8 protein-coding genes are annotated in these 12,454 nt (G+C 64.9%); 4 read left to right on the top strand and 4 right to left on the bottom strand.

The window, feature by feature from the left end:
* The first annotated feature begins 167 nt into the window (after window positions 1–167).
* On the top strand, window positions 168–1,649 hold the full coding sequence (locus tag AC07O2_RS23860) for a DegQ family serine endoprotease (RefSeq protein ID WP_495234665.1): 1,482 nt from the start codon (window positions 168–170) through the stop codon (window positions 1,647–1,649).
* A gap of 87 nt (window positions 1,650–1,736) precedes the next feature.
* On the opposite strand, the gene AC07O2_RS23855 is transcribed toward AC07O2_RS23860, so the two are convergent.
* The 4 genes from AC07O2_RS23855 to AC07O2_RS23840 are packed head-to-tail and all read right to left on the bottom strand — an operon-like array spanning window position 1,737 to window position 6,802.
* Window positions 1,737–3,302, bottom strand: coding sequence for a DHA2 family efflux MFS transporter permease subunit (locus AC07O2_RS23855; protein ID WP_495103593.1), 1,566 nt, complete (start codon window positions 3,300–3,302; stop codon window positions 1,737–1,739).
* A 33-nt stretch (window positions 3,303–3,335) separates the two neighbouring features.
* Window positions 3,336–4,688, bottom strand: coding sequence for an HlyD family secretion protein (locus tag AC07O2_RS23850; RefSeq protein WP_495234664.1), 1,353 nt, complete (start codon window positions 4,686–4,688; stop codon window positions 3,336–3,338).
* Window positions 4,689–4,734: 46 nt separating this feature from the next.
* Window positions 4,735–6,255, bottom strand: coding sequence for an efflux transporter outer membrane subunit (locus tag AC07O2_RS23845; RefSeq protein WP_495234663.1), 1,521 nt, complete (start codon window positions 6,253–6,255; stop codon window positions 4,735–4,737).
* A complete protein-coding gene (locus tag AC07O2_RS23840; protein WP_495234662.1) occupies window positions 6,245–6,802 on the bottom strand; it encodes a MarR family winged helix-turn-helix transcriptional regulator in 558 nt (185 codons plus the stop codon). The genes AC07O2_RS23845 and AC07O2_RS23840 overlap by 11 nt, the downstream gene beginning before the upstream one ends.
* Window positions 6,803–6,880: 78 nt before the next feature.
* Here AC07O2_RS23840 and AC07O2_RS23835 point away from each other — a divergent pair, with 78 nt between their 5' ends.
* The 3 genes from AC07O2_RS23835 (at window position 6,881) to AC07O2_RS23825 (ending at window position 12,422) form a co-directional block, all read left to right on the top strand.
* Window positions 6,881–8,686, top strand: coding sequence for an ABC transporter transmembrane domain-containing protein (locus tag AC07O2_RS23835; RefSeq protein ID WP_495234661.1), 1,806 nt, complete (start codon window positions 6,881–6,883; stop codon window positions 8,684–8,686).
* Window positions 8,687–8,811: 125 nt separating this feature from the next.
* Window positions 8,812–11,004: a YccS family putative transporter gene (gene yccS, locus AC07O2_RS23830; RefSeq protein ID WP_495234660.1), complete on the top strand. Its 2,193-nt coding sequence runs from the start codon at window positions 8,812–8,814 to the stop codon at window positions 11,002–11,004.
* A gap of 110 nt (window positions 11,005–11,114) precedes the next feature.
* Window positions 11,115–12,422, top strand: coding sequence for a Glu/Leu/Phe/Val family dehydrogenase (locus AC07O2_RS23825; protein WP_495097312.1), 1,308 nt, complete (start codon window positions 11,115–11,117; stop codon window positions 12,420–12,422).
* The last annotated feature ends 32 nt before the right edge of the window (window positions 12,423–12,454 follow it).

The raw sequence follows: 12,454 nt of genomic DNA, 5'->3' as shown, positions 1-12,454 counted from the left end.
TACGGCCTTGCTTTCCCTGGCTTGTTGTGTCATCTGCCTTCGTAGACTTTCCCCGTTTTGTTAGCCGCTCTAAGCCCCAGTTCAAAGGCCCCAAGTCTCTTTAAGACTGGCCTAAGCCAGCATCCCCATAGTCGAGCCATCGCAACGCTCTTCCAAAGGATGCTTCCATGAAAACGCAATCGCTTCACAACACCAAACTGGTATTGGCTCTGGTCGCCGCAGGTGCGATCGGCGGCATCGGTGGCTCGCTGGTCCACAACATAGACCAGGCACGTGCGGCCCCGCCCGTGGTCAGCAGCGCCAGCAACGCCCCCATCGCATTACCCGACTTCGCGCAGATCACCGCCCAGAACGGCCCATCCGTGGTCAACATCAGCGTGGTCGGCAGCACCAAGACATCCAACGACGACAGCGAAACCGCGCAGCGCCAGGGCCGCGACGACCCATTTGGCAACGACCCGCTGTTTGAACTGTTCCGCCGCTTCCAGCAGGGCCAGGGCGGCCAGGCACCGCGCGCCATGCCCACACATAGCCAGGGCTCGGGCTTCATCGTCAGCGCCGACGGCATCATCATGACCAACGCCCATGTGGTGCAAGACGCCAAGGAAGTCACCGTCAAGCTCACCGACCGGCGCGAATTCATCGCCAAGGTGCTGGGCTCCGACCCCAAGACCGACGTGGCCGTACTGAAGATCGACGCCAAGAACCTGCCCGTGGCCAACATCGGCAAGACCAGCGACCTGCGCGTGGGCGAATGGGTGCTGGCCATAGGCTCGCCGTTCGGCTTTGAAAACACCGTCACCGCCGGCGTGGTCAGCGCCAAGGGCCGTACCCTGCCCGACGACGGCGCGGTGTCCTTCATCCAGACCGATGCGGCCGTGAACCCCGGCAACTCCGGCGGCCCACTGTTCAACACCCGTGGTGAAGTGATCGGCATCAACTCGCAGATCTACAGCCGCACTGGCGGCTACCAGGGCGTGTCCTTCGCCATCCCGATGGACCTGGCCGGCAAGATCAAGGACCAGATCGTGGCCCACGGCAAGGTGGAACATGCGCGCCTGGGCGTGGCGGTGCAAGAGGTCAACCAGACCCTGGCGGACTCCTTCCACCTCGACAAGCCCGAGGGTGCGCTGGTGTCCAGCGTGGACAAATCCGGCCCTGCCGCCAAGGCCGGGCTGGAGCCGGGCGACGTGATCCGCAAGGTGGACGGCCGCACCATCGTGTCCTCGGGCGATCTGCCGGCGGCCATCAGCCTGTCTGCACCGGGTGAAAAAGTGCAGCTGGACGTGTGGCGCAAGGGCTCGGCCCAGACCATCGAGGTCAAGCTGGGCAGCGCCAATGACAAGCCCGAACAAGTTGCCAGCAGCAAGGAGCCCGCATCCCAAGGTCGCCTGGGCCTGGCGCTGCGCCAGCTGCAGCCTGAAGAGCTACGCTCTGCCGGCGTGGAAAACGGCCTGCTGATCGAAAACGCAGGCGGTGCCGCTGCCAATGCAGGCGTGCAGAGCGGTGACGTGCTGCTGGCTATCAATGGCACACCGGCGAAAAACGTGGAGCAGATCCGCGCCGTGGTGGCCAAGGCCGACAAATCGATTGCGCTGCTGATACTGCGCGACGGCGACAAGATCTTCGTGCCCGTACGCATAGGCTGAGCGAACAACGGACCCTGAGCGACCCATAAAAATGGGGCTGGTTCCGGCCGGAACCAGCCCCTTTTTTGCGCTTGCGTGGCGGACTTTTTAGTGCGCGCCGGCGGCTGCCTCCGAGGCAGCCGCACCTGCGGCCTGGGGCCTGCGGGTGATCCACACCAGCGGTATCAGCATCAAAAACAGCATGGACGATGCAAAGAACACATCGTTCGCCGCCAAGGTTGCGGCCTGTTGGCCCACCAGGCGGTTGACCTGCTCCAAAGCCTGCTGCGGGTCCAGACCCGCATTGCCCAGACCCGACAAAGCGCCAGTCGCCACCTGCCGCCCCTGGTTGATGTACTCCACCAGCTGCGCATGGTGCAAGGCCGTGCGGTTTTCCCACACCGTGGTGACCAGAGATGTCCCCATGGCACCGGCCGTGATACGCACAAAGTTGGTCAAGCCGGAGGCCGCGGGAATGCGGTCTGGCGGCAGACCGGAAAGCGTCAGGATACTCAGCGGGATGAAGAAGAAAGCCATGGCCACGCCCTGCACCAGGGTCGGCACCATCAACGTGGCTTCATCGGCCTGCACGTTGAATTTGGAACGCATCCACAGCACAAGACCGAACACGATGAACGCGAACGAGGCAAACATGCGCGGATCCATCTTGCCCACGTTCTTGCCCACGATGGGCGACAGCACGATGGCGAACAAGCCCACCGGCGCCAGGATGAAGCCAGCCTGGGTGGCGGTGTAACCCATGTACTGCTGCAGCCACAGCGGCAGCAAAACCACGTTGCCGAAGAACAGGCCATAGCCCACCGACGTCGCCAGCGTGCCGGCCCAGAAGTTACGCCGGGCGAACAGGCGCAGGTCCGTCACCGGGTGCTTATCGGTCAACTCCCAGGCCAGGAAGAACAAAAAGCCCACCAGCGCCACGGCTGCCAGTATCTGCACCTCGGTGGAGTGAAACCAGTCCAGCTCCTTGCCCTTGTCCAGCATGATCTGCAAGGCACCCACCCAGACCACCAGCAGGCCCAGACCCACGCCGTCGATCGGCAGCTTCTTGGTCTGCGACTCGCGCTTGTGGTACAGGGTCCAGGCGGCGCCGGCGGCCAAGATGCCCACCGGTATGTTGATGTAGAAAATCCAGGGCCAGGAGATGTTGTCGGTGATCCAGCCGCCCAGCAGCGGCCCCATCACCGGCGCCACCAGGGTGGTCATGGCCCACATCGCCATGGCGGTGCCCGCCAGCGCCTTGGGGTAGCTGGACAGCAGCAGCGCCTGCGACAGGGGGATCATCGGTCCTGCCACAAAGCCTTGCAGCACACGGAACGCGATCAGCATGCTCATGTTTGGCGCCAGGCCGCACAGCCACGAGGCCAGCACAAACATGACGATGCTGAGCGTGAACAGGCGCACCTGGCCAAAGCGCTGCGACAGCCAGCCCGTCAACGGCACCGAGATGGCGTTGGCCACGGCAAAGCTGGTAATCACCCAGGTGCCCTGGTTGGGGCTGACACCCAGGTCGCCAGCGATGGCAGACAAGGATACGTTGGCGATCGAGGTGTCCAGCACATTCATGAACGTGGCGGTGGACAAGGCGATCGTGCCCCACATGCGGGCCGAGCCCTCTAGCGGCGGGGGCGGAACATAGCTGAGGTTGGAGGACATTGCTTCAGACCCGTAGTACCAGCCGCAGCCGGCTTATTGCACCTGTGCAGGAAGGGACGCGGCGGCCAAGGCCGCAGGCGCTTCAACCGCCTTGGAAGCCTTGGGCGCATCATTGCGCGCCACCACGGCACGGCCACCCAGGTTGGCAGCGATCACGCGCTGCACTTCCAGGTCGGCGCCCTTGTCGGTGGGGGCGGCCAGCCTGGCCAGCGATGCGCTGCGCGGCGCATCGGCCAGCATCTTGCCGTCTTGCTTGGTGACATCGATGGTCGCGTCCATGGACAGGCCCACGCGCAGTGGGTTGTCCACCAGCTGCTTGGCGTCCAGGGCGATGCGCACCGGCACACGCTGTACCACTTTGATCCAGTTGCCGGTGGCGTTCTGCGCCGGCAGCAAGGCAAAAGCAGCGCCGGTGCCCACGCCCAGGCCTTCCACCGTGCCGGTGTATTCCATCTTCTTGCCGTACAGGTCGGCGGTTAGCTTCACGGGTTGGCCGATGCGGATATTGCGCAGCTGCACTTCCTTGAAGTTGGCGTCCACCCAGACCTGGTTCAGCGGGATGATGGACATCATGGGCGTGCCGGCGGCGATGCGCTGGCCGAGTTGCACCGTGCGCTTGGCCACATAGCCGTCCACCGGCGCCACCACGGCGGCGCGCTGGGATGCCAGATATGCCTCACGCACACGGGCGGCGGCGGCCAGCACATTCGGGTGCTGTTCGACGCTGGTGCCTTCGGTCATCGCCTGGTTGCTGGCCAGTTGCTCTTGGGCTGCAGCCACGCCGGCCTGGGCCGAGGCCACGCTGGCCTGCACAGTAGACAGGCCCGCCTTGGCGTTGGCCAGCTGGGTCTGGGCGTGGCTGAGTTCTTCCTTGGACACTGCACCGTTGCCAGTCAAGGACTGGCGGCGGCGCAGGTCATCGGCGGCGCGCTCCACCTCGCTCTGGGCACGGGCAATGTCGGTCTGGCTGCGCGCCACATCTGCCGTACGCTGGGCCACCTGCGCCGACAGCGCGGAGTTGTTCGCATACAGGGTACGTACCTGGCGCACGGTCTGGGCCAGGTTGGCTTCGGCCTGGTCGAGTGCCAGCTTGGCATCAGCGGGGTCGAACTGCACCAGAGGCTGGCCGGCCTTCACGAAGTCGGTGTCGTCGGCCATGATGGTCATCACGTTGCCGCTGACCTGGGGCGTAATCTGGATGATGTTGCCCTGCACGTAGGCGTTGTCGGTGTTCTCGTAGTGGCTGGCAATGACGGCGTCATAGGCCGCCCAGCCCAGGCCGGCCAGCACCACCACGCTGGCGATGGTGATCAGCGCCTTCTTGCGCTGGGGATTGCCGGCTGGGGCGGTTGCGGAAGCAGCGGGAGTGTTTGCGGATTCGGTCATGGTGTTCACCTGCATTCAATAAGGTATGAGTAGGGAGGGACAGAGCTCAGCGCACGAGCCCATTGTTTTTTGCATCCGATGGGGCGCTGGCGTACTGGCCATTTGCGCCGGCAGCTGCGTTTTTTGTAGCATCTTGGTTTGCATCCATTTGGGCTTCGGAGTAGCCACCACCCAGTGCGCGCACCAGGGCGACCTGGGTATCCAGCGCACGCGCGGCCAGGTCTACCTGGGTGCGGCGCTGGTTCAGCACAGCGGTTTCGGCGCTCAGTACGTTCAAGTAGTTGCCCAGGCCGGCGCTGTAGCGCTGCACGGCGATCTCGTAGGCCGACTCGGCCGCCTGCTGGGCGGCGCGCTGCTCAACCTGCTGGCGGGTGATGGACTGCTGCGAGGCCACTTGGTCGGCCACATCGCGCACGGCATCGATCAGGGCGGCGTTATAGCTTTCCACCGCGGCGTCCAGGTCAGCCGTCTTGCCCTTCAGGCCAGCACGCAAATGGCCTGCGTCGAATATGGGCAGATGGATGGCCGGGCCTATGCCCCACTGCCGGCTGCCCGACTCCAGCAGCTTGTCCAGGCCAATGCTGGAAAAGCCGGCAAAGCCCACCAGGTTGATGTTGGGGTAGAACTGGGCCTTGGCGCTGGCCACGTCCGAGCTGGCCGCCTCCACGCGCCAGCGGGCGGCGGTGATGTCGGCACGGCGGCCCAGCAGGTCGGCCGGTACGGCAGCGGCAGACGCTATGTTCTTAATAGCATCCAGCGCAGGTAGATTCTGCGCCAGTGCCAGATTTGGCTGACCTACCAACGCAGCCAGGGCATTGCGCGTCAGAGCGATTTGCTCTTGCACGGCTTCGACCTGCTGGCGCGCCTCGGGCAGACTGCCCTCGCTTTGGCGCAGCTCCAGGCGCGTATCCAGGCCGGCGCTGACGCGGTCGCGCACCAGGTTCAGCAGCTCGGTGCGCTGGGCCAGAGTGCGATTGGCCAAGCCCAGCTGAGCGTTCAGGCGCAGCAACTGGAAGTAGTTGCGGGCCACCTGGCTGGCCAGCAGGACGCGGGCGGCCTGGGCGTCGGCCTGGGCGGCCTTGGTCTGGCCCACAGCGGCGTCCAGCGCAGCGCGGTTCTTGCCGAAGAAGTCCAGCTCCCAGCTGGCTTCGAGCTGGGCGGTGCCCGAGTCATAGATATTGCCGGCCAGGGGCGCGGGATACAGGCCGTTGGCGGTGTAGAGCTGGTGCGTGGCATCCACGCCGGCATTCACCTTGGGCAGCAGTGCCGAGTGGGCCACGTCGGTACCGGCCTGGGCGCGGCGCACACGGGCCTGGGCGAGTTGCAGACTGGGGCTGGATTGCAGGGCCTGGGTGATGAGGCTGTTCAGCTGGGCATCCTGGAAGCCCAGCCACCATTGCGCATCTACTGCTGTGGCCTGGGCACTGGCATCCAGCCCCAAGGACTGGGGCGTGCGCAGTTGCGCTTCAGGCTTGATGCCGGAATAGTTGGCGCAGGCAGCCAGGCCAGCCAACAGGGTAGCGGCCAGCGCAAAACGTGGCAGGCGGTGGATCGATTTACTGCGCATCTTTTTCTCCGGCGGTATTGTTTGCGTGTGCCTGTACGGCGGCGGCGTTATCCAGAATCCGTTGCAAAAAGCTCTTCAGGGTTTGCCATTCCTCGCGGCTGAAACCGGACAAATAGGCGTTGTGCACATTGCTGAGCACCGCGGGCACGTCCTTCACGGCTTCGCGGCCGGCATCGGTCAGCGCCAGATTGACCACGCGGCGGTCCTGCTCGGAGCGCTCACGCTGGCACAGGCCCTTGGCTTCCAGGCGGTCCAGCAGGCGGGTCATGCCGCCAGCGTCCAGGGTGCACTGGCGGGCCAGCTCAGCTACCGTGGAGGCATTGGTATAGGCCAGCTTGAACAGCGGCTTCCACTGGGCATTGGTCAAGCCACTGGGCTCGAACTGACGCTCCATCTCCTGCGTGAAGGCAGCCACCACGCGGGACATCAGATGGCCCACGCTGTCGCCTCCGGCAACATAGTTGTCAGGTTGATAAAAATCGACCGGCGGCGGCAAAGGGGCGACGCTGGTCGCGTTCACGGCGTCTGAAGAGTTATTTGCAATCATGTCCGCAATATTAATTGCCTAGACAATTAATGTCAAGTCTTTGTTTGTTGCATCATCAACTATGGCTACACTCCGGGTATGGCAACCTCCCCCTCCTCTTCCCAAGCCGCCAAAGGCTCTCCGCGCTCCCTGTCCGGCCTGCTGCCGTTCTTGCGGCCCTACCGCGGGCGCATCGTGCTGGCCATCGTCTTCCTGATCCTGGCGGCGGGTGCCACGCTGGCTTTTCCGCTGGCGCTGCGCTCGCTGATCGACCAGGGCCTGGTGACGCAGGGCGCGGACGGCGGTGTGGACCGCGGGGCGCAAATCATGGCGCTGCGCAACCATTTCTTCGAACTGTTCGCGGTGGCAGCGGCGCTGGGCCTGTTCTCGGCGGCGCGCTTCTACACCGTGAGCTGGCTGGGCGAACGCGTCACGGCCGACATCCGCAACGCCGTCTACGCCCATGTGCTGAAGCAAAGCCCGCAGTTCTTTGAAACCACCCAGACCGGCGAGGTGCTGTCGCGCCTGACGGTGGACACCACCCTGGTCCAGACCGTGGTCGGCTCGTCGCTGAGCATGGGCTTGCGCAATGCGGTGATGGGTGTGGGCGCTTTGGGCGTGCTGGTCTGGACCAACCCGCTGGTGATGACCCAGGTATTTGGCGTGCTGCTGCTGATCGTGCTGCCCAGCGTGTGGTTTGGCCGCCGGGTGCGCAAACTGTCACGCGCCAGCCAGGACCGCGTGGCCGACAGCAGCGCCATCGCCGCCGAAGTGCTGAACGCCATTCCCGTGGTGCAGGCCTATACCGCCGAGGGGCGCGAAGCGCGCCGCTTCAACGACTCCACCGCCGCCGCCTTCCAGACCGCCGTGGGCCGCAGCAAGGCACGTTCGGTGCTGGTGGCTTTCATCATCACCGCCACCTCCGGCGCGCTGCTGTGGGGCCTGTACCAGGGAACGCAGGCGGTGCTACAAGGCAGCATCTCGGCGGGCCACCTGGGGCAGACCGTGGTCTACGTGATCATCCTGGCAGGCGCCACCGCCGTGCTGGGCGAGGTGTATGGCGATGTGCTGCGCGCCGCCGGTGCCAGCGAGCGGCTGATGGAGCTGCTGGCCACCGAGTCGCCCATACAGTCTGCGCCGAATGCGGCTCCTACGCAGACAACATCTGCGGGAAGCGCTATCAATTTAGAAGCAATCGAGTTCCGCTACCCATCGCGCCCGCTGCAGCCGGCGCTGAGCCAGTTCAACCTGGATGTGGCACCCGGTGAAACCGTGGCCCTGGTGGGCGCCAGCGGCGCAGGCAAGAGCACGGTGCTGCAACTGCTGCTGCGCTTCTACGACCCGCAGGCCGGCAGCATCCGTATCAATGGCGTGGACACGCGCGCCATGGACCTGCAGGACCTGCGCCAGCACATCGGCATCGTGCCGCAGGACGCGGTGATGTTCTCCACCAGCGCGCTGGAGAACATCCGCTACGGTCGGCCCGATGCGACCGATGCCGAGGTGATGGCCGCCGCCGAGTCGGCCTTTGCCCACGGCTTCATCACCGCCCTGCCCGATGGCTACAACACCTTCCTGGGTGAACGCGGCGTGCGCCTGAGCGGCGGCCAGCGCCAGCGCGTGGCGATTGCCCGCGCCATGCTGAAAAACGCGCCGCTGCTGCTGCTGGACGAAGCCACCAGCGCACTGGACGCCGAGAGCGAGCGCATGGTGCAGGCCGCGCTGGAATCCGCCATGCGTGGCCGCACCACGCTGGTCATCGCCCACCGGCTGGCCACGGTACAGCAGGCCGACCGCATCGTGGTGCTGGACCATGGGCACATCGTGGAGCAAGGCACGCACGCCGAGCTGGTCGCGGCCGACGGCGTTTACGCCCGATTGGCAGCGCTGCAGTTCACGAGCTGAGGCCGCCAGCGCACGGGCTCTGGCACGCCATTTGCGACACGGTTTATTTGCATAAAATATGCCTCCAGCGCAGTATTTATCTGCGCCAGCAGCTATTTTTTAGATAGCAACCCGTGTAAAGCCCTATGCCCTTCTTCCCGCTGTCCCAGTTCTTGCGCCGCCTCTGGGCGCTGGACACCTTTCCCTATAGCCTGCGCATCTTCATCGCGCTGAGCACCACCATGGCCGTGGGTTGGGAACTGGACGAGATGGCGCTGGTGATGCCTATCTTTCTGGGCACCATCGCCTCGGCCCTGGCCGAGACCGACGACAACTGGCGCGGCCGCCTGCACGCTCTGCTGGTCACCCTGCTGTGCTTCACGCTGGCGGCCTTTACCGTGCAGTACCTGTTCCCGCACCCCTGGCTGTTCCCCTGCGCGCTGGTGCTGGCCACCTTCTGCCTGACCATGCTGGGCGCCATCAGCCCGCGCTACCAGGCGATTGCCTATGGCACGCTGATTCTGTCGATCTACACCACCATCGGCATGGACCAACGTGGCGGCTCGGCCAGCGCGTTCTGGCTGGAACCCATGCTGCTGGTGGGTGGCGCGGCCTGGTACGGGCTGCTGTCGGTACTGTGGTGCGCCTGCTTTCCGCACCAGCCGGTGCAGCAGAACCTGGCGCAGCTGTACCGCGTGCTGGGCGACTATCTGCGGTTGAAGGCTTCGCTGTTCGAGCCCGTTCGCGGCATCAACCAGGAGGTCAAACGCCTGGCCCTGGCACAACGCAATGGCACGGTGGTCAACGCGCTGAACACCGCCAAGGAAAGCATTCTGAACCGCCTGGAGGCCGCGCCCAGCCGGCCACTGCAGCACTATCTGCGGCTGTACTTCATCGCCCAGGAGGTGCACGAGCGCGCCAGCTCATCGCACTCGCCGTACAGCGAGCTGACCGACACCTTCTTCCACAGCGATGTGCTGTTCCGCTGCCAGCGCCTGCTGACGCTGCAGGGCAATAGCTGCAACCGCCTGGCCCGCGCCATCCTGCTGCGCCAGACCGTGCGCGAAGACAGCGCAGGCAACCAGGCCCTGCAGGACCTGCAGGACTCCCTGGCGCATCTGGAAGGCCACCAATTGGCGCAAACCGCCGCCTGGCAGCGCCTGCTGGCGCCCCTGCGCGCCCTGGCCAAGAACCTGGGCACGCTGCAGGCCCGGCTGGCCCGCGCCAGCCAGCCTGACGACAACACCGAGCCGCAGGACGACAGCCTGCTGGATCGCTCGCCGCAGTCGCTGCGCGAAGCGGTGGACCGCATACGCCTGCAGCTGACGCCCTCGGCCCCGCTATTCCGCCACGCGCTGCGCCTGAGCATTGCCCTGGCCGTGGGCTACGGCCTGTTGCACTGGGTGCATGCCCGCCAGGGCTACTGGATTCTGCTGACCACGGTGTTCGTCTGCCAGCAAAGCTTTGGTGCCACCCGCAAGCGCATGGCGCAGCGCATCAGCGGCACCCTGCTGGGCCTGGTGGCGGGCTGGGCGCTGTTCCGGCTGTTCCCCAGCCTGCTGCTGCAAGCGATGTTTGCGGTGGCGGCCGGCGTGGTGTTCTTTAGCACGCGTACCCGGCGCTATATGCTGGCCACGGCCGCCATGACGCTGCTGGTACTGCTGAGCTTCAACCAGCTCGGCGACGGCTACCAGCTGATCGTGCCGCGCATGGTGGACACGCTGCTGGGCAGCCTGATTGCCGGGCTGGCGGTGTTCCTTATCCTGCCCGATTGGCAGGGCCGGCGCATGCACGTGGTGGCCGCCCGCACGCTCACCACCTGCCATGCCTATCTGCGCGAAATCATGGCCCAGTACCAAACCGGCAAGCGCGACGACCTAGCCTACCGCCTGGCCCGGCGCAACGCGCACAACGCTGATGCCGCGCTGTCCACCGCGCTGTCGAATCTGTTCCAGGAACCCGGCTTTCTGCAGGGCCGGGGCGATAGTGGACTGCGCTTTTTGCTGTTGTCACACACGCTGCTGAACTATCTGTCAGCCCTGGGTGCGCACCGTGAAACCCTGGCCGAAGCCACCGGCGACACGCCCACTGCGCAGGCCGCCAGCCTCGCGCAGCGCGTGCTGGAACAACTGGCCAACAGCCTGGCCAACAGCCAACCGCTGGCTCCAGCAGACGCATCCGAGCCCATCTTGTTGGAAATGCTGCAGCGCACACCCGAGGACGCACCACCGGCCCAGCGCGTCGTGCACACCCAGTTGGCGCTGATTTACCAGCTGCTGCCCCAGCTGCGCGTGCAAGCTGAACAGCTGCTGCAGCTGGATGGCAAGTCGGCCGTGTAACGGCTTTGTTCTCTTTATGCATTAAACACATAACATGCATAGAACCTGGCGTTAGACAAAGGCACAAGGCGGTTCTAAGCTCGCGGCTTCAACGTCCATCAAGGAATTTCATGTTGCAAGTACCGTCCACCACGGCCCCGACCGTGCACTCGCTGCCCTCTTACCTGAACGCCGACCACCTGGGTCCCTGGGGCATCTTTCTCAAGCAGGTTGACCGGGTGGAGCCCTATCTGGGCAACCTGGCGCGCTGGGTTGAAACCCTGAAACGCCCCAAGCGCATTCTGGTGGTGGACGTGCCGATCCACCTGGACGACGGTACGGTGCGCCATTTTGAAGGCTACCGCGTGCAACACAACACATCCCGCGGCCCAGGCAAGGGCGGCGTGCGCTTCCACCAGGACGTAACTTTGTCCGAGGTGATGGCGCTGTCAGCCTGGATGTCGATCAAGAACGCCGCCGTGAACGTACCCTACGGCGGCGCCAAGGGCGGCATCCGCGTAGACCCCAAGACCTTGTCGCGCGGCGAGCTGGAGCGCATGACGCGCCGCTATACCAGCGAGATCGGCATCATCATTGGCCCGAACAAGGATATCCCCGCGCCGGACGTGAACACCAACGAGCAGATCATGGCCTGGATGATGGATACCTACTCCATGAACCAGGGCTCCACTGCTACGGGCGTGGTGACCGGCAAGCCAGTGGATCTGGGTGGCTCCCTCGGCCGCCGTGAAGCCACGGGCCGCGGCGTATTCACCGTGGGCGTGGAAGCTGCCAAGCACATCGGCTTGGACGTATCCACCGCCCGCGTGGCCGTGCAGGGCTTTGGTAATGTGGGTGGCGTAGCGGGCAAGCTGTTTGCCGAAGCCGGCGCCCGTGTGGTTGCCGTACAGGACCATGGCGGCACCATCTACCGCGAAGCCGGCCTGGACGTACCCAACCTGCTCAAGCACGTGCAAGCCACGGGTAGCGTGGGCGGCTTTGAAGGCGCGGAAGTCATCAGCAATGACAAGTTCTGGGAAGTGCCTTGCGACATCCTGATTCCGGCCGCACTGGAGCAGCAAATCACGGCGGCCAACGCCGGCCGCATCCAGGCCCGCCTGGTGATCGAGGGCGCCAACGGCCCGACCACGCCGGAAGCGGACGACATCCTGCATGAACGCAACATCCTGGTACTGCCCGACGTGATCGCCAACGCCGGCGGCGTGACGGTGAGCTACTTCGAATGGGTGCAGGATTTCTCCAGCTTCTTCTGGGACGAAGACGAAATCAACGCCCGCCTGGTGCGCATCATGAAGGAGGCGTTCTCTGCCGTCTGGCAAGTCGCGCAAGACAACAAGGTCAGCCTGCGTACCGCCACCTTCATCGTGGCTTGCAAACGCATTCTGCACACCCGCGAACTGCGCGGCCTGTACCCCTGATGCCAGAGCGGGGGCCAACGGCCCCTGCCACG

It is taken from the genome of Rhodoferax sp. GW821-FHT10B06 (assembly GCF_059415605.1).
This window is presented reverse-complemented; position numbering and strand designations above follow the sequence as displayed.